Origin of the sequence: Paraburkholderia sp. JPY465 (genome assembly GCF_050436725.1) — a bacterium.
In the GTDB taxonomy this organism is placed as follows: Bacteria; Pseudomonadota; Gammaproteobacteria; order Burkholderiales; family Burkholderiaceae; genus Paraburkholderia; species Paraburkholderia youngii.
Window position 1 is genome coordinate 215,817 of the sequence record NZ_JBNDMT010000001.1, and the last position, 18,934, is coordinate 234,750.

Annotated in this window: 15 protein-coding genes and 8 pseudogenes; 10 read left to right on the plus strand and 13 right to left on the minus strand. The window is 59.8% G+C overall.

Annotation, left to right across the window (positions count from 1 at the left end):
* Positions 1-38: 38 nt before the first annotated feature.
* The 5 genes and pseudogenes from QFZ94_RS01025 to tnpA all read right to left on the minus strand — a co-directional run bounded on the left by QFZ94_RS01025 (position 39) and on the right by tnpA (position 2,927).
* Positions 39-410, minus strand: coding sequence for a hypothetical protein (locus tag QFZ94_RS01025; protein WP_429455109.1), 372 nt, complete (start codon positions 408-410; stop codon positions 39-41).
* Entirely contained in the window at positions 350-1,531 is a 1,182-nt protein-coding gene (locus tag QFZ94_RS01030) for a hypothetical protein (RefSeq protein WP_429455325.1), read from the minus strand. The genes QFZ94_RS01025 and QFZ94_RS01030 overlap by 61 nt, the downstream gene beginning before the upstream one ends.
* A gap of 90 nt (positions 1,532-1,621) precedes the next feature.
* Positions 1,622-2,215: pseudogene (locus QFZ94_RS01035) on the minus strand (IS66 family transposase zinc-finger binding domain-containing protein); the annotation flags it as partial.
* A gap of 32 nt (positions 2,216-2,247) precedes the next feature.
* Positions 2,248-2,601, minus strand: a complete 354-nt coding sequence (tnpB, locus tag QFZ94_RS01040) for an IS66 family insertion sequence element accessory protein TnpB (protein ID WP_429455327.1) — start codon at positions 2,599-2,601, stop codon at positions 2,248-2,250.
* Positions 2,577-2,927, minus strand: a complete 351-nt coding sequence (gene tnpA, locus QFZ94_RS01045; protein WP_429455329.1) for an IS66 family insertion sequence element accessory protein TnpA — start codon at positions 2,925-2,927, stop codon at positions 2,577-2,579. The genes tnpB and tnpA overlap by 25 nt, the downstream gene beginning before the upstream one ends.
* A gap of 122 nt (positions 2,928-3,049) precedes the next feature.
* On the opposite strand from tnpA, the gene QFZ94_RS01050 reads away from it, so the two are divergent.
* Positions 3,050-3,298 carry a DUF2442 domain-containing protein gene (locus QFZ94_RS01050; protein ID WP_429455331.1) on the plus strand — a complete coding sequence of 83 codons (249 nt, stop codon included), beginning with the start codon at positions 3,050-3,052 and terminating at the stop codon, positions 3,296-3,298.
* Between the two features lie 50 nt (positions 3,299-3,348).
* Here the strand turns inward: QFZ94_RS01050 and QFZ94_RS01055 are convergent, their stop codons facing one another.
* Entirely contained in the window at positions 3,349-3,564 is a 216-nt protein-coding gene (locus tag QFZ94_RS01055; protein WP_429455333.1) for a hypothetical protein, read from the minus strand.
* Here QFZ94_RS01055 and QFZ94_RS01060 point away from each other — a divergent pair.
* A pseudogene (locus QFZ94_RS01060) lies at positions 3,532-4,118 on the plus strand (IS6 family transposase); the annotation flags it as partial. The gene QFZ94_RS01055 and the pseudogene QFZ94_RS01060 overlap by 33 nt on opposite strands.
* Positions 4,118-4,417 (plus strand): annotated as a pseudogene (locus QFZ94_RS01065) (DDE-type integrase/transposase/recombinase); the annotation flags it as partial. The pseudogenes QFZ94_RS01060 and QFZ94_RS01065, both read left to right, overlap by 1 nt.
* Before the next feature lie 55 nt (positions 4,418-4,472).
* On the opposite strand, the pseudogene QFZ94_RS01070 reads toward QFZ94_RS01065, so the two are convergent.
* Together QFZ94_RS01070 and QFZ94_RS01075 are read right to left on the minus strand one after the other, a co-directional pair.
* Positions 4,473-4,704: pseudogene (locus tag QFZ94_RS01070) on the minus strand (IS6 family transposase); the annotation flags it as partial.
* A 188-nt stretch (positions 4,705-4,892) separates the two neighbouring features.
* On the minus strand, positions 4,893-6,947 hold the full coding sequence (locus tag QFZ94_RS01075; RefSeq protein WP_429329579.1) for a hypothetical protein: 2,055 nt from the start codon (positions 6,945-6,947) through the stop codon (positions 4,893-4,895).
* 509 nt (positions 6,948-7,456) lie between these two features.
* On the opposite strand from QFZ94_RS01075, the gene QFZ94_RS01080 reads away from it, so the two are divergent.
* Positions 7,457-8,722: an IS256 family transposase gene (locus QFZ94_RS01080; protein ID WP_429455335.1), complete on the plus strand. Its 1,266-nt coding sequence runs from the start codon at positions 7,457-7,459 to the stop codon at positions 8,720-8,722.
* 61 nt (positions 8,723-8,783) lie between these two features.
* Positions 8,784-9,249: pseudogene (locus tag QFZ94_RS01085) on the plus strand (IS6 family transposase); the annotation flags it as partial.
* A gap of 13 nt (positions 9,250-9,262) precedes the next feature.
* Here QFZ94_RS01085 and QFZ94_RS01090 read toward each other — a convergent pair.
* A pseudogene (locus QFZ94_RS01090) lies at positions 9,263-9,697 on the minus strand (IS6 family transposase); the annotation flags it as partial.
* A gap of 60 nt (positions 9,698-9,757) precedes the next feature.
* Here QFZ94_RS01090 and QFZ94_RS01095 point away from each other — a divergent pair.
* The 3 genes and pseudogenes from QFZ94_RS01095 to QFZ94_RS01105 form a co-directional block, all read left to right on the plus strand.
* Positions 9,758-9,916: pseudogene (locus tag QFZ94_RS01095) on the plus strand (IS6 family transposase); the annotation flags it as partial.
* A gap of 171 nt (positions 9,917-10,087) precedes the next feature.
* Entirely contained in the window at positions 10,088-10,252 is a 165-nt protein-coding gene (locus tag QFZ94_RS01100) for a transposase (protein WP_429455337.1), read from the plus strand.
* A 180-nt stretch (positions 10,253-10,432) separates the two neighbouring features.
* On the plus strand, positions 10,433-11,131 hold the full coding sequence (locus tag QFZ94_RS01105) for a Bax inhibitor-1/YccA family protein (protein ID WP_429455339.1): 699 nt from the start codon (positions 10,433-10,435) through the stop codon (positions 11,129-11,131).
* 324 nt (positions 11,132-11,455) lie between these two features.
* Here the strand turns inward: QFZ94_RS01105 and QFZ94_RS01110 are convergent.
* A pseudogene (locus QFZ94_RS01110) lies at positions 11,456-11,611 on the minus strand (IS6 family transposase); the annotation flags it as partial.
* 47 nt (positions 11,612-11,658) lie between these two features.
* The gene (locus QFZ94_RS01115; RefSeq protein WP_429455340.1) at positions 11,659-12,381 is read right to left on the minus strand and encodes an IS6 family transposase; all 723 of its coding nucleotides are present in this window, start codon (positions 12,379-12,381) and stop codon (positions 11,659-11,661) included.
* A gap of 311 nt (positions 12,382-12,692) precedes the next feature.
* On the opposite strand from QFZ94_RS01115, the gene QFZ94_RS01120 reads away from it, so the two are divergent.
* Complete coding sequence (locus QFZ94_RS01120) at positions 12,693-13,190, plus strand: transposase (RefSeq protein ID WP_429455342.1); 498 nt, start codon at positions 12,693-12,695, stop codon at positions 13,188-13,190.
* Positions 13,105-13,548: a transposase gene (locus tag QFZ94_RS01125; protein WP_429455344.1), complete on the plus strand. Its 444-nt coding sequence runs from the start codon at positions 13,105-13,107 to the stop codon at positions 13,546-13,548. The genes QFZ94_RS01120 and QFZ94_RS01125 overlap by 86 nt, the downstream gene beginning before the upstream one ends.
* A gap of 1,102 nt (positions 13,549-14,650) precedes the next feature.
* Here the strand turns inward: QFZ94_RS01125 and QFZ94_RS01130 are convergent.
* Entirely contained in the window at positions 14,651-15,328 is a 678-nt protein-coding gene (locus tag QFZ94_RS01130; RefSeq protein ID WP_429455346.1) for a transposase, read from the minus strand.
* A gap of 50 nt (positions 15,329-15,378) precedes the next feature.
* Complete coding sequence (locus QFZ94_RS01135; protein ID WP_429455348.1) at positions 15,379-18,597, minus strand: avrbs3 family type III effector protein; 3,219 nt, start codon at positions 18,595-18,597, stop codon at positions 15,379-15,381.
* Between the last annotated feature and the right edge of the window lie 337 nt (positions 18,598-18,934).

An 18,934-nucleotide genomic window follows, 5' to 3' on the forward strand; every position in this document is an offset into this window, starting at 1 on the left:
ATGCGGTTCAAATGGAGGCCGGCGACGACCTGCCGATATCAGGTTCGCTGAGGCTGGAGTGGGCCGAATCCGAGCAGCGTCAGCCAGTGATCGTGAGGCTTGCGGCTCATCAGTTCCCTCGGGCTCTTTCCAGTTCGCTCAGGGCATCGGCTGCGGGCAAAGCGGCGATGGTTGAAGACAAACTGCAGCAGACCAAGCCAGGCCCGCCCGCCCTTCAGATGACGCCGGTTGGTCAGGTAGACGCGCAGTCGCGAGTTGAGATTTTCGACCAGCGAGCTGCTGCGTGGTGTGCTATGCAGCGCCCCGGATACGGCGGCGTAGACGCCGTGAAACGGGCGGCCGATGCGGGCTAGCAGGCGATTCCACCCTTGCCAGAACGCACTCGACGTTTCGGACTTGCGATGCAGCATGCAGACCTCGCGCACGAGATGGCGCGCCACGTTGTGCGTTCGTGCAATGGCGTCGAGTTTTGTGTCGAGCAGGCCCGCGAAAGCGAGCAGGCCGTCGCGCTGGTTCTGAAGGGCACGCCGGTATGCCCCTGTACGTGAGAGGTCCCGTGCTTCACGTTGCTGCAGTTCGGCAACCACGAAATCGAACAGCCGTTGACGCGTCGCGAGGTCCGGCCCAGCCAGTGACAGGATGTCACGTCGAGCCACTGAACCAGGGTGCGCAGGTCGGCAGCCAGCTCGTGCGCATGGGCTTCATTGCGCCGAAGCGTTTCCAGCGCGGCTTCGAGGAGGCTATCCTCACCACGTCGACGGGGATTGGCCAGACGCGCTTCGAGCTGCTCGCGCCCGGTGCGAGCGCCACTGGCGACACGATGCCAGAGCGTCGCTAGTGATTTACCCTGCTGGATGATGTGGAATACGTCGCCGTGACACGGCGTATCGGGCCAGGCCATTTTTTGCCCGGCACGCAGACCGGTTCCCGCATCGGCGATCGTGTGCTCAGGATCGAGGCCCTGTGCCTGCAGATCCAGCAGATGGATGGCCCAGGTGTCGCCGTCGCGATGGGCTTCGGGGGCGAGCAGATAGCAATAGGTCGAGGCGACATCGATACCGGCGAGCACGGGTTGGGAACCCTGAAAGAGTTCGTCGTGCAGACCGACCCGGATGGGTGAGAGATCGATACCGGCGTTGATGGCGATGGCCTGCTTTGCGGCCCGCTGAAGAACGGTGTGAATCGTGCCCAGGCTGGTCGAGACGCCGAGCAGGTCGTGCATGAGTTCAAGGGTACTGCGAAACGAAACGTGGCCCACCATCGTGAGCGCCACGATGACCTGATCGAGCCATTGGCGGGTGACCGGCAGCATGAAAAGCACCTGATCTGCGTCGGCTGCCCGCGTGGTATCAAAGGCTTCATCCAGCGCTACACTGGCCGTGCCGATCTGTCGGTAGACCGTCGGGCGGCTCACGCCGTTACGCTCAGCCAGCACACTGATGGGTTCGGTGCGCGTGAGGGCCTGAAGTGCAATCGCTTTGCGTTTGTCGTCGCTCAGTCTGCCGACGCCAGATCGGGTGTTTTGAGTCATGGATGCCGCAGAGGAAAAATGGGGGCACCATTATCGCCTGGCACTCAAGGTGCCTCCCAATGTGTAACGCAGCTTTGAACCTCGCCGGCTGCGGGGAATGATGCGCGCCGGGGCCGGCACGGTGCGCATGCCCTGATCGCAGGTGGGACACGCGTAGAACGGGTACTCATGGCGGATCACGCGGATCTGCTCGGGAACGATGTCCAGCTGCTCGCGCACGCGCACATCGATCTCAACGAGTGTCGATCCGTCGTGTTCGCAGGTGCGCTCAGCTTCCGTTAGGTCATGGCGCACCGTCACGCGCGGCAGCGCCGGATCGAGCAGACGACGGCCGCGCCGCTTGCGCTGGTGCGCGCCGACCTCGACCTTGCCGTCGGCAACGCTCTCCTGTGCAGGTTCGACGCCCGGCGAGAGGACCTCGGCCTCGTTGAAGAACAGGTCGCGCTGGCGCGGATCGCGCGCCTCGCTCTTCGCGGCGAACAGCCGCCGCTGGAACAGCTTCAGGCGCTCGTGATAGAGGTCACGCTCGGTGGTCACCACGCGCAGTTCGGTGCGCAGGTTCGCGCGCTCCTCGATCCACGCGTTGCGTTCAGCGGCGAACGCTTCGCGCGCGACAGCAAATGCATTGCGCTCCGAAAGGAGCGCGTCATACTGATCGGCGGTAAGCGTGACGGTGCGGGACATTGCGGTATTAGACCGCCGGTCTGTCCGGCGTTCTATCCCGCTCGGCGGTAGCTTCGCTTCGGATGACGTTTCATCGCATCGAGATTGATGCCCTCGAGCAGCCATTCCAGCTGCTCGACACCCAGTTCGATGATGGCCTGCTCGCGGCGGGGCCAGACAAACCGGTCAGCTTCCAGCCGCCTCAGAAAAAGCCAGAAGCCGTTCTTATCCCAAACAAGAAGCTTGATCCGGTCACGCCGGCGGTTGGTGAAGCCGTATACGACGGCGGCGAACGGGTCGAGCCAGCATGACTGCTCGATGATCGCGCCCAGCCCGTTGATGCTCTTGCGGAAATCAACCGGCTCGCGATGCAGCAGCACCTTCAGCGAAGCGTCGAAGTGGAACATCGGGTCCGCGCGAGCGAAGTAATGAGTGCGCTGATGAGCGTTGCATCAGCCGCACCGCAGCTGAGTTCAAGCGTCACGCCGTTTGGCAGCGTCGCGCTGAGCTTCGCCGGTACTCCACAAGCTGCCGGGTCGACCTGTACTGTGGCGAATGGCGATCTGGCAAGGTCGAGGTTGTCAGTGGCACGCCGCCGCTGACGGCGCCTGGCGTCGTACAAACGCTCGGCATTTAACCCGTGCTCACGGGCATACACTGACAGCCGCACGCCATCTCGCTCGGCAGCCGCGAGGTGGGCCGCCCAATCCTGTCGCTTCGACTCTCTGTCCATCGCTCCTCCACGATCCGATGCCAGCGATCATGGGCACAATCGTCGAGACGCGAAAGGACGCCTTTGAGTTTGCGCTTACGATGCGGTGGAGCAGAACCGCGAACTGATCGAAAGGAGGTGGAATGAGCACTTCAGCTAGAGAGCTGCGGTTCGACGATTTCGCGATGTGGGTGGAGCTGGAGGACGGGCGTACGCTCGGCGTTCCGCTTGTCTGGTTTCCGAGACTGTTGCACGCAACGCCCGAGCAGCGGCTGCATTACGAAATCAGCGCAGGGGGGCTGCATTGGGACGAGATCGACGAGGACATCTCAGTTGACGGTCTGCTCGCGGGCCGTGGCGACATGACGCATCGTCACGCCGACGCGGCGTGATGCGATGGGCTTTGTCCGGATGGGTACAAGTTCCTGTGCTATGGACGCGACTATGCATTTTTGACGCAAACCGGTTTGCCGAAGGCGTTCCACCGGTTCAGCGGGTTGGCGATGATTGTGCCTTCGCCTTCCTGCGACGCAAGCTCCTGCGTCAGCAGGCGTTCGCCGATGCAGCGCTTGATGCGCGAGATGGGACTGTCAGGTTGCTGGAGATGTGACGGTAAAATGAAGTGATGAAGAAGATGAAATCGCCTTATCACGGCCACCGTTTTCCTGCTATTGTCATCAGTTGCGCCGTTCGCTGGTACTTGCGGATCAGCCTGAGCCTGCGCGACACATCGAGGAGTTGTTGCTTGAGCGTGGCGTTGTGGTCACATATGAAACGATCCGTTGCTGGTGCGACAAGTTCGGCGCTGGATTCGCTCAGCGTGCCAAAGCGGTGCGGCCCAAGCCCGGCAGCACCTGGCATTTAGATGAGGTATTCGTGACGCTGCGCGGTGAGCCGTATCTCCTGTGGCGCGCGGTCGACGAGCATGGCGCCGAACTCGACGTGCTGGTGCAAAAGCGTCGCGACAAGGCCGCGGCAAAGCGCTTCTTCCGGCGGGTGCTACGTTCAAACCCGGTGCCGCGCAAGATCGTTACCGACCAGCTGCGCAGTTATCCGGCGGCGAAGGCTGATATCCCTGAGCTTGCTCAGGTAAAGCACGTTTTCGTCAAAGCGGCCGCACGCGTGAACAACCGGGCCGAGAACCGCCACCAGCCGACCCGTAGGCGGGAACGCCAGATGTGCGGGTTTCGCGAGGCGCATCGCACGCAGGCGAGACCGTGACGCTCGATAAGAGCGGATCGAATCTGGCTGCCTTGCAGGCGATCAACGCCAGGCGGAATCTGCCGATCGAGGTCCGCCAGAAAAAGTATCTGAATAACATCGTCGAGCAGGACCACCGCGCGATCAAGCGCCGGACCCGCCCGATGCTCGGGTTCAAGAAATTTCGTTGCGCCCGCATTCTCCTGGGTCTGGGTGGCATCGAAATCATGCACATGATCGTCAAGGGGCAATTGAACGACGGCGGCGTTGGGCAAACTCCCGCGCAGCAATTCTATTCACTGGCTGGATAAGGACGCCATACGATATCGGACTTGGCCGACCTCTCGCTCTTACTGCGACAGAACCCAACGTAACGAAGACTTCGTCCAGATGCCATGTGCGCCCAGGCTTGCGGCGAGCAGCTTTGACGCGATGGGCGAAGCCGGATCGTCTCGTAACTGACAACGACACCGCGCTCGAACAGCAGTTCTTCAATATCACGCAGGCCAAGTTGGAACCGGAAATACCACCGAACCGCGAGGCTAATGATTGCCGCCGGGAACCGGTGGCCGTGATAAAGCGATTTTCTTTTCTTCATCGTGACATCTTACGTGACTACCTCGCCAACTTGACAGTGCCGGCGCAGGAGCTTGCGGCGCAGGAGGCGAAGGCGTAATCATCGCCAACCTGCTGAACCGGTGGAACGCCTTCGGCAAACCGGTTTGCGTCAAAAATGCATAGTCGCGTCCATAGTACGGGAACTCGTACCCATCCGGACAAAGCCCATCAGCTTGACATTGCCTTCTCTTTCAATCTGCGCCACAATTTTTCATCGACCGGGCCCCGATGTACGGTCGGTTCCATTCTTCCCAGAGACCGTTGGAATCTTTCCCACCGTTTCCCTAGGTTCTTTTGACTCTCGCTTTTAACGTGAATGGCGTTGAAATCCTTGATGTCTAGTGCAAGGCATCCCTCGGCCGTCACCGGCTGTCGCGTATGTACATGAACGAACAGCGGCGCGGCGTTATCGCCGTCAGAGACCGGATGAGGTTGAACGCACAACTCAAACACCGTGCCTTGATTGCCACGGTCAGAATTGGAAGGCAGCCTCTTCGGCACCCCTACCAGGGCGATCCCGTCTAAATCGAACAGGCGGTTCAGATGTCTGGCTTTAGGGTAGCGGTGCTGTTTGATCAAATCCGCCTCTTGCTGATCCACGCAAGCTTCTATGTGAGCCAGAAGGCTCTCTCGCTGCACAACCTTACTGGCGCACTCCGCGACCTGGGGACTCTCAGGTAGTGCGGCGAGCATTCTATTCGCACGCTCCAAGTCGGTGACGCGACCGAACCATGATGCGACCGAATCGCGAATTATGCCAGCAACGTCGAGCGGGTCGTTTTCGTTTCGCCTTATCGTGTCGATCGTGCTGGTGTCGAATCCGACCCGGCGAGCAAGCGCGAGCAAGTCCTTGGCAGGGTAACGCATGGCGTCTGGCGGCAATCGTTGGCTCTTGTCCAGGAGAGCTGTGGCCTGCTTGAGGATTTCCGAGTGTCCGGCCGTGTCCGCCGCGCGCCCCCGCTCGACGTCGTGGAGTTGAATACGAGTACGGCGGCGCGACCGGCGACGCCGTGGAATGGTTTCAACGCCTGATGCTTCCTGTGCATCGCTCGCACCGTGCAGTCCCGCCCGGTGCGATGGCTCCCCTCTGTCGTTTTGCGAGCGTTTCAGCATGGGCAGAACGATGGCTTGCACCGGCGACACAAAATCGCCAAGTCGTTCGGCGAATCGCAGTGCTGCATTCCATTTCTCAGCGTCCTCTGAGCTCCAGTTCTCTGCGATCGTTTCGGCGAAGTGGTTAGCGGTTAGCTCCAGAAGCTTAAGTGCGCTGAGTAATTCAAATAATATCTGCGATTTTTTTTGGGCTTGCTCTTCTACATTGTCAATAGTGTCAGCCTCTCCGTATTGATCAAGGAGGTTGAACACTGGCGCGGCTCTTGATGCAATGGTTCCGAGCGATCGACGAACATCGACTGGCCAGGCAAAAGTGCGCAGATAGTAGTTGTTTAACGAGGCGACCGCTCTCCCTACCGGAGCCAGCAGTTGCGATGCCCCCGAGCGGAGTCGCGGTTGAACTGTTTCGATCTTATCAGTCGCGTGGGCGGTAATACCTGATTTGAGAAGTTTTTCATCAATTAGTGAATTCGCGAATAGTTCGAGTGCTTCTCGATGAGAATTCATCTCGTCCAGCGTCGTCATGAATTTATCCAACGCGCCGCGAACTTTTATTAACTCGTCCATATCCTCAGGAAAGTCCTTTAACGTTGGGCGCAAACAATCGACGTCACCTCGCAATTTAAAAAATGTCTGCCATACAGCGTCCAGGAGATCCGAAGCCACCTTGATCCCGTCGATTATCGAGCGGCTTCTTTCTTCTACATTGATTGAAGAGCCGTGAGCGATCGACATTGCATTTTTCACGTCACCAAACCCGCGCCCCAGAAAGCGACATTTCTTTTCAGGGTCGTCGGAGTAATGGGGAGCTAGTTGAAGCGTTGTTTCAAGTCGAACGCAAAGGTAGGTCAGGTCATCAGCCGGTTTTGCGGTTGAAATTGCAGCCCGCGGCAGGCGGCTGGCACGCCGATGCCGCTCCGCATCAGGATATTGTGTGGCGGATGACGAGCTGGAGGCGGTGTCGTGACGCGTCCGCCGCGGAAGGCAATCGAGAAGCGGTGCCGATCGCGGCGTATCGGTTCTCTGCGATCCATGTGTAGGTTCGGGGCCGGACGGCTCGTTGGAGTCAGATGATGTCGCCGTACTCTTGTCGATTCGGCTGCTGGACATTTTTCATTCCACGATGATGTGCGCCAGGAGGATGCCAAACGTCCAAAGTTAGCTCGGGTTGACGAGGTATACGCTTGGGTCCGGTGTACAGGGAGCTGAGACGGAAGATTCAAGGTGGTTAAAGTCAGCTCAGCAGCGTGCCGGTCCATCCACCGTCAACAATGCTGTAATGGCTTTGCTTCTCACGACCGGACTCTCCCGGATTCGACGTGGCAAACCCGACGCGGGCCACCATGTCTGACACTGTAGCCCCCTTATCACGCCGTTCATGTGCCGCGCGAAATTTGGCGTGCCAATGCGTAGCGAGGCATTGTCACGTTATCGAGATGGTCGGGTAAGATCGCATGATGAAAAATGCAAAATCGCTGTACCACGGTCATCGCTTGAGCTATTGTCGAATCTGGTGTACAGCGGGAGCGGCGGGAATTTGAGAAGGCGGTGGGGTCTAGCGAGAATGTTGCTTGTCAAAGGCACAACCAGCGAACCCGAGAAGGCCGGACCCGACCACCATGAAGAAGATTACGCAAGAAGCGAACAGCAGTAAAGCGCAAACGAAAAGCGTGCTAGATGAGCTGATCCAGCAAGGCGCGCGGCAGATCATTCAGCAGGCAGTCGAGGTGGAACTGGCGACCATGCTCGAACAGTACAGCAACGTGAAGTCGATCGACGGCCGGCGTGCCGTGGTGCGCAACGGCTACCTGCCCGAGCGCGAGGTCGTCACAGCGATCGGTCCGGTGACGGTTCAGGTGCCGAAGGTGCGGGATCGTTCGGGCTCGGGCATCCGGTTCAATTCGACGATCGTGCCGCCGTACGTGCGCAAGTCCGCGCGCGTGTCGGCAGCGCTGCCGTGGCTGTACCTGCGAGGCATCTCGACGGGCGACATGAGCGAAGCCATGGGCATCATGCTGGGCGGCCAGGTCAGCGGCATGTCGCCGAACGTCGTGAGCCGGCTGAAGGCCCAATGGGCCGATGAGCATGAGCAGTGGAATCGGCGTGAGCTGTCGTCGGCGCGCTGGGTCTACTGGTGGGCCGACGGCATTCACACCGGTGTGCGCAGCGACGATTCCGACGGCCAGTGCCTGCTGGTGATCATTGGCGTCAAACCGGACGGGACGAAGGAACGTGTGGCCATCGGTGACGGCTACCGGGAATCGAAGGCATCGTGGAGCGAACTGCTGCTCGATCTGAAGAAGCGCGGCCTGCCGTCGGGGCCACTGCTGGCCTGCGGCGATGGCGCGATGGGATTCTGGGCCGCGATGGAGGAAGTGTTCCCGCAGACGAAGCATCAGCGCTGCTGGTTTCACAAGATGGGTAACGTGCTCAATGCGCTGCCGAAATCGCAGCAGGCTCGAGGCAAGAAGGCGATGCAGGACATCTGGATGGCGGCCACGCGCGCTGATGCACTGGCCGCATTCAATCACTTCGTCGACGCGTACTCGGCAAAGTACCCGAAGGTCGCCGAAAAGCTGACGGAAGATCGTGACGAGCTGCTCGCGTTTTACGATTTCGCGGCTGAACACTGGCAGCATCTGCGCACCACGAACCCGATTGAATCGACCTTTGCGACGGTGCGCCATCGCACGAAACGCACGCGCAACTGTGTATCGCGCGCGACGTTCCTCGGGCTGGCGTTCAAGCTGATCGAGTCGGCCGAAGAATCGTGGCGGCGCATCCGCGCCCCGGAAAAGCTCACTTCGATGCTTGACGGGATGACGTTCAAGGATGGAGAACCGGTGACCGACAGCACACCGGCTCAGCAATCGCTAGCCGCCTGATTACGCCGAGACCGCATACACCAGATTTGACTTTAACTCTCATCGCTTTCCCGTATCGGTTATCAGTTGCGCGGTGCGTTGGTATTTCAGGTTCCAGCTCAGATATCGAAGAGCTGCTGTTCGAGCGCGGGGTTATCGTCAGCTACGAAACGGTACGACGCTGGTGCGATAAGTTCGGCGCGTGCTTCGCACACCGTGTGAAAGCGTCGCGTCGCAAGCCCGGCACCACATGGCACCTTGACGAAGTATTTGTGACGTTGCGCGGTGAGCCTTACCTGTTGTGGCGCGCCGTCGATCAACACGGTGCTGAACTCGATATCCTGCTACAGAAGCACCGCGACAAGGCAGCAACGAAGCGGTTTTTGAAGCGCGTGCTTGCCGCGTGCTCTGAGGCACCGCGCAGGATCGTTACTGACCAGCTGCGCAGCTATCGGGCGGCGAAAGCCGAGATTCCCGCACTGGCTTGCGTCAAGCACGTCTTTGTCAAAGCCAGCGCGCGGGTCAATAACCGGGCCGAAAACACTCATTAGCCGACCCGCGAACGGTCTCTGGCGTACCATTATGGGCGATCGCCTTTTCAAAGAACCGCCGGGCAGCGACCTTGTCCCGCCTGGCCCTGAGCAGGAAGTCGACCGTGTCGCCCGCCTTGTCCACTGCCCGGTAAAGATATTTCCACTCACCGTTGATCTTGATATAGCTCTCGTCCATTCGCCAGCTTTTCCCAACCGGACGCTTGTGCTTGCGCAAGCTCCTTTCGAAGAGCGGCAGCAGTTTGATGACCCAGCGGTACACCGTCGAATGATCCACCGCGATACCACGCTCGTCCATCATTTCCGCAAGATTGCGCAAACTCAGCGAATAGGCCACGTACCATCGCACGCACAGCAAAATCACTTCAAGCGGGTAGTGAAGGCGCTTCAGGACCTTGGCCAGGCCCGGCGCGAGTGTGGTTCGCGGTGTCTTCGTCTTCTTCATCGCACAGCTCAAAAATTCGCTACCCAATTTTAACGTGGGCCTTACTGCAACAGAACCCATCGCACGCAGGCTTTTCTTTCGTGCTTCGGCCAGATCCGTCAGCACTTCGCGCTATCAAGACATCAGATGAACGCCGCTCGTCATCGCGCTATCCTGAAAGAACGTCTCGCAACATGGCATGGCTGGACCGTCTCAGACCCGGTTGAGATGGTTGACTAATAAGGATTACTATGCATGTGCCGAGACATTGAACTACAGTACCCAACTTGACAACGCCCCGTCATCCCACCGCCAGCTCACGCTGTCGTACACGGCGAGGAGCGAGCCCGCCGGCATGACCAGATCGAGGACAAAGGCATCTATGCATTTCACAAGAAATACGGCTACGGTGTGCGCTCGCTGGTCGAGGCACAGATCTCGCGCATCAAGCGCTGCATCGGCGAGCGCCTGCTGACGCAGGAGCTTGCGTCGCAGGAAGGCGAAGGCATCATCATCGCCAACCTGCTGAACCGGTGGAACGCCTTCGGCAAACGCGTTTGCGTCAAAAATGCATAGTCGCGTCCATGGCACGGGAACTTGTACCCATCCGGACAAAGCCCATCTCGAGCACTTCGCCCCTCGGGCCCTCACTTCGCCGTGCCAATGATGCATGCAGGGCCCTTCATGCATCATTGGCACCGTCAAGGGACGACCGCTGAAATCCCCCCGAAACCCGCAACCAGTCAAGGTGAAGCAGTGAACGACCGTAATTATAGCTTTGGCCGAGATAGTGCTGTGAGCGCGCTCACAGCTGGCAAGCGCGTACTTCGGAATACCTACTGGCTGCTCGCGCTGTCGATGATCCCGACCGTGCTCGGCGCCTGGGTGGGCCTTGCCACCGGCTTCTCGCTGTTCGCCGCCACCAGCCCCGCCATGAGCATGCTGGCGTTCTTCGCGATCGCCTTCGGCTTCATGTTCGCGATCCAGCGCACCAAAGACAGTGCCGTCGGCGTATTCGTACTGCTCGGCTTCACGTTCTTCATGGGGCTGATGCTGTCGCGCATCCTCGCTTTCGTGCTCGGCTTCTCGAACGGCCCGTCGCTGATCATGCTCGCGTTTGGTGGCACTGGTGTGATCTTCGCGGCCATGGCGACCATTGCCACGGTCAGCAAACGCGACTTCTCGGGCCTCGGCAAGTGGCTCTTCATGGGCGTGATCGTGATCCTGCTGGCTTCGGTCGCGAACGTGTTCCTGCAACTGCCGGCACTGATGCTGACGGTCTCGGTCATGGCAATCGTGATCTTTTCCGCCTACATCATGTTCGACGTGCAGCGCGTCGTGAACGGCGGTGAGACGAACTACATCACCGCGACGCTAGCGATCTACCTGGATCTGTATAACGTGTTCGTCAACCTGCTTGCGCTGCTCGGCATTTTCGGCGGCAACCGCAACTAATCTTACTGTTGTCAGTCTGACCACGAAGTCGCGCGGAGGTTTGTTTCATCGGCTCTGTCAAGTTCGCGAAGCGGTTTTCAATGGCGCACGGAGGTAAGGCTTCCAACTGGTTGCGGTACTGTCGCAACAAGGAAGCTAAGGAAGGTCTTATGTGGCCGCCTCCCGGATTACAAATAGTGTTGTGATTTTTGGCTTTCAGGTAAAGGCAGCACGCTTATACATGGCCTCGTCCCATTTGACAAATGATCTGGTCTACAGCGGGCAGGGGCGTTGTCAAGTTGGGTGCTGTAGGTCAATGTCTCGGCACATGCATAGTAATCCTTATCAGTCAACCATCTCAACCGGGTCTGAGACGGTCCAGCCACGCCATGTTGCGAGACGTTCTTTCAGGATAGCGCGATGACGAGCGGCATTCATCTGATGTCTTGATAGCGCGAAGTGCTGACGGATCGGGCCGAAGCACGAAAGAAAAGGTTCTGTTGCAGTAAGGGTGTCGGGACGAGAGATGTCGATATGATAAGTATTGCTTATGACAAAAGGGAGTAAAACTGCTGGGAAGCAGACGACGGGTCTTTGCCCGCACATTTCATCTGTCCTTTCCTGATCATGTGCATTACCTCGATGCCGCCGAGAATGACCCTCGCACGGTGGAAGTTCTTGAATCCCAGCATCGGCCGGGTCCGGCGTTTGATAGCCCGATGGTCCTGTTCGACAATGTTGTTCAGGTACTTGATCTGACGGACCTTGATCGGCGTCTCGCAATCGGCATTCACCGCATCCAGTGCGGCCAGATTGGAGCCGCTTTTGTCGATGGTCACGGTCTCTGGCGTACCATTATGGGCGATCGCCTTTTCAAAGAACCGCCGGGCAGCGACCTTGTCCCGCCTGGCCCTGAGCAGGAAGTCGACCGTGTCGCCCGCCTTGTCCACTGCCCGGTAAAGATATTTCCACTCGCCTTTGATCTTGATATAGCTCTCGTCCATTCGCCAGCTTTTCCCAACCGGACGCTTGTGCTTGCGCAAGCTCCTTTCGAAGAGCGGCAGCAGTTTGATGACCCAGCGGTACACCGTCGAATGATCTACCGCGATACCACGCTCGCCCATCATTTCCGCAAGATTGCGCAAACTCAGCGAATAGGCCACGTACCATCGCACGCACAGCAAAATCACTTCAAGCGGGTAGTGAAGGCGCTTCAGGACCTTGGCCAGGCCCGGCGCGAGTGTGGTTCGCGGTGTCTTTGTCTTCTTCATCGCACAGCTCAAAAATTCGCTACCCAATTTTAACGTGGGCCTTACTGCAACAGAACCATTCGAAATGCGTTTCGGGCTGCCACCCGACAGAATATTGAGCCCGCTACGTGGCTCGATTACGCCGATCCTGCGGTGGCTCCAATATGCCGATCATCGAGTGGCCCGATTGCACCGATCATGCACTGGCTCGATTGCGGCGATCATCCGTTGGCTCGATTACGCCGATCCCGGAATGGCTCGAATATGCCGGTCAGTGACAGCGGGGTTGGCGAGGCCGGAGCGGTTAAAGTCAAGGCTTTGCGGATGCGAGAATGGCTGCAAACCATGGCCGACAGGCGATTCCCACGAAATTGACGGTTGAGCAGTTCGAGCAATTTATCTTGCCGCATCTGGGCCGGGGCCGGCGCGGTCCGCCACCGACGTTGCCGCTACAGAAGATGTTCAACTATGTCCTGAAGGCGCTGTACATGGGTTGCCAGTGGAAGATGCTGCCCATCGAAACGAATGCACTGGGGCTGCCTGAAATCCACCACACCCGCATCTACCGGATCATGCGGCGCTGGCAGGCCGACGGCAGCATCGACCGGGTCTTTGCGGGCTCGGTTGATCAACTGCATCAGGACCAGCGCCTGGACCTCTCGACCATCCACGGCGACGGCAGCGAAGAAAGGCGGCGACAACCTGGGCTACAGCGGGCACAAGCACCTCAAGGGCGACAAGGTGGTGGCCTTCTGCGATCGCAAATGCAACATCATCGCGCCGTTCGTGAGTGCGCCGGGCAACCGCAACGAATCGCCCCTGCTGCGTGACGCGCTGCCAAAACTTACCGCCATGGCGCGTGCCATTGGTGCGGACCTGCAGGGCTCAACCGTCAGTCTGGATGGCGTCTACGACTGCCGCGAAAACCGCCGTGCGATCTTCAACCGCGGCATGAGGCCCAACATCCCAGAGAATCTGCGCAACCGCAAACAGAACAAACGCGGCCGCAAGCGTCATTTCGATGCGGCCATCTTCGAGGAGCGCTTCAGCACCATCGAGCGCGTGTTCGCCTGGGAGGATACGTTCCGCCGCCTGCTGCTGCGCCTCGAGCGCATCAGCGACGTACACTACGCGCTCAAGACGCTGGCCTATACGATGATCAACCTGCGGCACTACTGCGGCAGCTGATCGCGGCCCTCTGGGCCGCCTGTCGTCACGTCGCCGGCGCATTGCGTCGCGGCCCCGCGCGTCGATGCCATGTCGATCACCTCGCAAATCCGACTACCGCTTCGCGCCGCCCGTCTTGCCAACTCCCGCATTTCATGAAACATATGTCCTACTGATCAAATGCAACTTCAGTCCGCTTGAAACCCGCAATCAGTTGGTTGCAAAATCCAAAAAAACGCATTCTTGAGGCCGCTCGAATTTGCGTTTAACACCACTTCCAACTGGCGGCATTAAGACGATCATCCCAATCACCCCCGGCGTCATTACGCCGTTTCATGACAAATGCTTCCCGCTCTAGCGGAATTGGCCGAGGTGTCTCGAAAAGTGAATTGAGAAATGCTGTCGCGATGACGTGATTCGATGGTAGCTGTGGGTGAGATTTCAACAGTTTCTCGTACTGCACTTCGATTTCTCCTACTTCCCTCGAGTAATTCGCAAGAAGAGATCTGGTCTCCGCAGAATCCTCACAGACAAATCCCGGGACTTTGAAATGCGTCGCGCCAGGGTATGCGCTTGATAGCCGATCCATTGCATTTCTCATCCGATCTTGCGTCCCCCTCTCGCGAGCGTTTAACCATTGTTCGCCGAAAAACTTCCCGTTAGTTCGACCGTACCCCAAAAAAATGGCAATTAGTTCATTATTTAACGTATGTGGGGTGTTCTGACGTAATGTGGGTATTACATGACCCTCGAGTACTTGATGATTGCTGATGGCATTGCTTATATCGAAAAACTCATTAAGAAAACCCCGCTCTTCAGATACTTTTTTTATGCAATATTTAATATTGAGCACGTATGCATCTTGCGAGGCGTGAACGGCGATAATTCTTAGTCCATTTCTGACGAATGAAGGCTGAATACGTCCGCATTGATTGATCCACCGCCCCCCACCTGAAATATAGGAAGCTGGCTTCGATCCATAGTTTCATGAAATACATGAGTTGGCAAGACTGGCAACGCGAAGCGGAAGTCTGATTTGCGAAGTGCTCGACATGGTAACGACGCGCGCGGCCATGGCGCAATGCGCCGGCGAAGTAGCGACAAGCCGCCCTGAGGGCCGCGATCAGCTGCGGCAGTAGTGCCTCAGGTTGATCATCGTGTAGGCGAGCGTCTTGAGCGCGTAGTGCACGGCACTGATGCGTTCGAAGCGCAGCAGCAGGCGGCGGAAGGTGTCCTCCCAGGCGAACACGCGCTCGATGGTGCTGAAGCGCTCCTCGAAGATGGCCGCATCGAAATGCCGTCTGCGACCGCGCCCACGCGGGTTCTCGGGAATGTTGGGCCTCATGCCGCGGTTGAAGATCGCACGGCGGTTTTCGCGGCAGTCGTAGACGCCATCCAGACTGACGGTTGAGCCCTGCAGGTTCGCACCAATGGCGCGCGCAATGGCGGTGGGTTTGGGCAGCGCGTCACGCAGCAGGGGTGATGCGTTGCGATTGCCCGGCGCCGTCACGAATGGCGCGATGATGTTGCAGTTGCGATCGCAGAAGGCCACCACCTTGTCGCCCTTCAGATGCTTGTGCCCGCTGTAGCCCAGGTTGTCGCCGCCTTTCTTTGCCGCTGTGGTCGTGCCGTCGCCATGGATGTTCGCGAGGTCGAGGAGCTGGTCCCGATGCAGTTGATCGACCGAGCCCGCGAAGACCCGGTCGATGCTGCCGTCAGCCTGCCAGCGTCGCATGATCCGGTAGATGCGGGTGTGGTGGATTTCAGGCAGCCCCTTTGCATCCGTTTCGATCGGCAGCATCTTCCATTGACACCCCTTCAGTCTGCTTGAAACCCGCAATCAGTTGAAAGTTAGTTCTGGGACAGAACACTAGGAGATGTTGGCACAACCACTATTTCGTCTAGCCAGTCGTCATCACTTGCGGAGGTGCCGGGCAAGGGGGCTGCACCGGAACCGCCGCTAGGCGGATATGCAGGGCGCTCCAGCAGCTCCAGTAGCCAGTTCAAGTCCGCTGCTGAAAGCTCCTCGAGCGTACCTGAGCCGCCTAAGTCGAAACCTTCAGCGTTTTCGGGCCCGGTCGATGCTGCGTGGTGCGCCAAGGCAGAGTTTCGAACGGGGCTTGGGGATTCCAGCGAGCGCTCTAATGATTCGGCGAAACCTTGCATGGCCCCGGCAGATGAAGGCTGCGCAGCAGCTGCCCGCGGCGGCAGGTTCAGGCGGTTGAGCAAACGCTGCCAGCGCAGCCCTGCGTCGGGCAGCGTACCGCTGAGCGCTTCAGCCTCGGTCACGCCGAGACTGGCAAGCAGCCTGAGCAAATCGACTCTTGACACTTGGAATTTGGCTTTGGCGTCGGCGAAGGCCGATGACCTAGGTGGAAGATAGTCGTGGAAGAACTGCAGGACTGCTACGCATTGCGCGGGCGTTGGCCCATACCTGGTGGGCGTGGGTGCTGGGTTGGAAGCCGGGCTGATTTGCATTCGCCGAATCGGCGCTTGTGTGTGCCGTGCTGTCTCCAGCGCAGGTCGACCACCGATGCAGGCTAGGGCGACGGCCTGCCCGGTGCTCAGACCATGGGGCCGCTGGCACAATTCCGGTAGCAGCACCTTGACCGCCTCCAGCGCCTGCCTGCCACCTCCGTTACTGGCGATCGCCACCACCTGTTCTGTGCTTAGGCCATAGGGTGGCTCACGCAACTGGGGGAGCAGCGCCTTGACCGCCTCCAGCGCCTGCTTGCCACCTCCGTTACTGGCGATCGCCACCACCTGTTCTGTGCCTAGGCCATAGGGTGGCTCACGCAACTGGGGGTGCAGCGCCTTGACTGCCTCCAGCGCCTGCTTGCCACCAATGTTGCTGGCGATCGCCACCACCTGCCCGGCGCTCAGGTTGCAGGGCGGCTGGCACAATTCCGGGAGCAGCACCTTGACCGCCTCCAGCGCCTGCTTGCCGCCATCATTGCTGGCGATCGCCACCACCTGTGCGGCGCTCAGGTTGTAGGGCGGCTGGCACAATTCCGGGAGCAGCACCTTGACCGCCTCCAGCGCCTGCTTGCCGCCATCATTGCTGGCGATCGCCACCACCTGTGCGGCGCTCAGGTTGTAGGGCGGCTGGCACAATTCCGGGAGCAGCACCTTGACCGCCTCCAGCGCCTGCTTGCCACCATTGTTGCTGGCGATCGCCACCACCTGCCCGGCGCTCAGGTTGTAGGGCGGCTGGCACAATTCCGGGAGCAGCACCTTGACCGCCTCCAGCGCCTGCTTGCCACCATTGTTGCTGGCGATCGCCACCACCTGTTCTGTGCCTAGGCCATAGGGTGGCTTATCCAACCTGGGGAGGAGCGCCTTGACCGCCTCCAGCGCCTGCTTGCCGCCCCCGTTGCTGGCGATCGCCACCACCTGCCCGGCGCTCAGGTTGCAGGGCGGCTGGCACAATTCCGGGAGCAGCACCTTGACCGCCTCCAGCGCCTGCTTGCCGCCATCATTGCTGGCGATCGCCACCACCTGTGCGGCGCTCAGGTTGTAGGGCGGCTGGCACAATTCCGGGAGCAGCACCTTGACCGCCTCCAGCGCCTGCTTGCCGCCATCATTGCTGGCGATCGCCACCACCTGTGCGGCGCTCAGGTTGTAGGGCGGCTGGCACAATTCCGGGAGCAGCACCTTGACCGCCTCCAGCGCCTGCTTGCCACCATTGTTGCTGGCGATCGCCACCACCTGCCCGGCGCTCAGGTTGTAGGGCGGCTGGCACAATTCCGGGAGCAGCACCTTGACCGCCTCCAGCGCCTGCTTGCCACCATTGTTGCTGGCGATCGCCACCACCTGTTCTGTGCCTAGGCCATAGGGTGGCTTATCCAACCTGGGGAGGAGCGCCTTGACCGCCTCCAGCGCCTGCTTGCCGCCCCCGTTGCTGGCGATCGCCACCACCTGTTCTGTGCCCAAGCCATAGGGTGGCTCACGCAACTGGGGGAGCAGCGCCTTGACTGCCTCCATGGCCTGCTTGCCACCGATGTTGCTGGCGATCGCCACCACCTGCCCGGCGCTCAGGTTGTAGGGCGGCTGGCACAATTCCGGGAGCAGCGCCTTGACTGCCTCCAGCGCCTGCTTGCCACCTCCGTTGCTGGCGATCGCCACCACCTGTTCTGTGCCTAGGCCATAGGGTGGCTTACCCAACCTGGGGAGGAGCGCCTTGACCGCCTCCAGCGCCTGTTTGCCACCAATGTTGCTGGCGGCCGCCACCGTCTGTGCGGTGCTCAGGCCATAGGGTTGCTCACGCAACTGGGGGAGCAGCGCCTTGACCGCCTCCAGCGCCTGCTTGCCACCATTGTTGCTGGCGATCGCCACCACCTGCCCGGCGCTCAGGTTGTAGGGCGGCTGGCACAATTCCGGGAGCAGCACCTTGACCGCCTCCAGCGCCTGCTTGCCACCATTGTTGCTGGCGATCGCCACCACCTGTTCTGTGCCTAGGCCATAGGGTGGCTTACCCAACCTGGGGAGGAGCGCCTTGACCGCCTCCAGCGCCTGTTTGCCACCCCCGTTGCTGGCGATCGCCACCACTTGCTGCGGCGTAAGATTCAGCGGCGGACGCGTGAACTCCTCCCGCAGCTTATGTACCAGCAGGATGGCGGGTCGCTCGCCGTATTGAGCAATTCCTGCAATCTGCGAGACATCCAGCCTAAGGGGCTCCGCCGCCAGATCTGCTGCTGTCCACAGCAGTGCCTCCAGCGCAAGGTTTCCCGACCTCTGCCGGGCGATGGTCACGATGTGACTGCGTTCCAAGCCGGGGAGCGCAGCAACTAGGGCTTGGTAGTCTCGGGCCACGACCTTCAGCGACTGCCGCCGGTTACTGATCTGGCAGATTTCGGCATGGGTGAACCCATGTTCCGTCAGCTGATCGTGATACTTCGCAATTTCACTGGAATTTTCCGGTTTGAGCTTTCGAAGCTGCTCCTTGGTATAGCCTAGGGCTAGCAGACCAGCCGAGCCGGTCGGGGCGTGCGCAGTTGCGGAAGTTTGCGCGGCCGCATCGGGGCTTGATGTGTTAGGGGGCAAAGATGGTGACGTGGCCCCGGTGGACAAGCGGTCGGATTGCGGCTCCCGACGCAACCCGGCATGTGACGGCACAGGAGCCTGCCAGGCGGCAACCAACGTCCTCTCCTGCTCATGGGTGAGCGCGTCCAGTCCCGGACTGTGCTGCAGCCTGGACGGCAAAGCAAGTCCGGGGCTGGGAGGCTGGGCAGGTGGCGTCGTAGGACGTGACTGACCAGGCACCCAAGACTGCACAGGTCTCAATACGCCCTCCACGTGGCCGAAATCGGTCCGGCGGCGCAACGGGGCAAGCACGTCGTCGCCAGCTGAGTGTGCCCGGCGCCGGGCTACGCCCTCCTGGGCAGTAGTAGCCTCATTGTCCTGTTCA

Excerpts from the sequence above, each read along its gene's own strand:
- QFZ94_RS01080 (WP_429455335.1), top strand. The coding sequence starts at position 7,457 with ATGAAGAAGATTACGCAAGAAGCGAACAGCAGTAAAGCGCAAACGAAA.
- QFZ94_RS01050 (WP_429455331.1), top strand. The coding sequence starts at position 3,050 with ATGAGCACTTCAGCTAGAGAGCTGCGGTTCGACGATTTCGCGATGTGG.
- QFZ94_RS01115 (WP_429455340.1), bottom strand. The coding sequence starts at position 12,381 with ATGAAGAAGACAAAGACACCGCGAACCACACTCGCGCCGGGCCTGGCC.
- QFZ94_RS01075 (WP_429329579.1), bottom strand. The coding sequence starts at position 6,947 with ATGTCCAGCAGCCGAATCGACAAGAGTACGGCGACATCATCTGACTCC.
- QFZ94_RS01025 (WP_429455109.1), bottom strand. The coding sequence starts at position 410 with ATGCTGCATCGCAAGTCCGAAACGTCGAGTGCGTTCTGGCAAGGGTGG.
- tnpA (WP_429455329.1), bottom strand. The coding sequence starts at position 2,927 with ATGGACAGAGAGTCGAAGCGACAGGATTGGGCGGCCCACCTCGCGGCT.
- QFZ94_RS01030 (WP_429455325.1), bottom strand. The coding sequence starts at position 1,531 with ATGACTCAAAACACCCGATCTGGCGTCGGCAGACTGAGCGACGACAAA.
- QFZ94_RS01130 (WP_429455346.1), bottom strand. The coding sequence starts at position 15,328 with ATGCTGCCGATCGAAACGGATGCAAAGGGGCTGCCTGAAATCCACCAC.
- QFZ94_RS01120 (WP_429455342.1), top strand. The coding sequence starts at position 12,693 with ATGGCTGCAAACCATGGCCGACAGGCGATTCCCACGAAATTGACGGTT.
- tnpB (WP_429455327.1), bottom strand. The coding sequence starts at position 2,601 with ATGTTCCACTTCGACGCTTCGCTGAAGGTGCTGCTGCATCGCGAGCCG.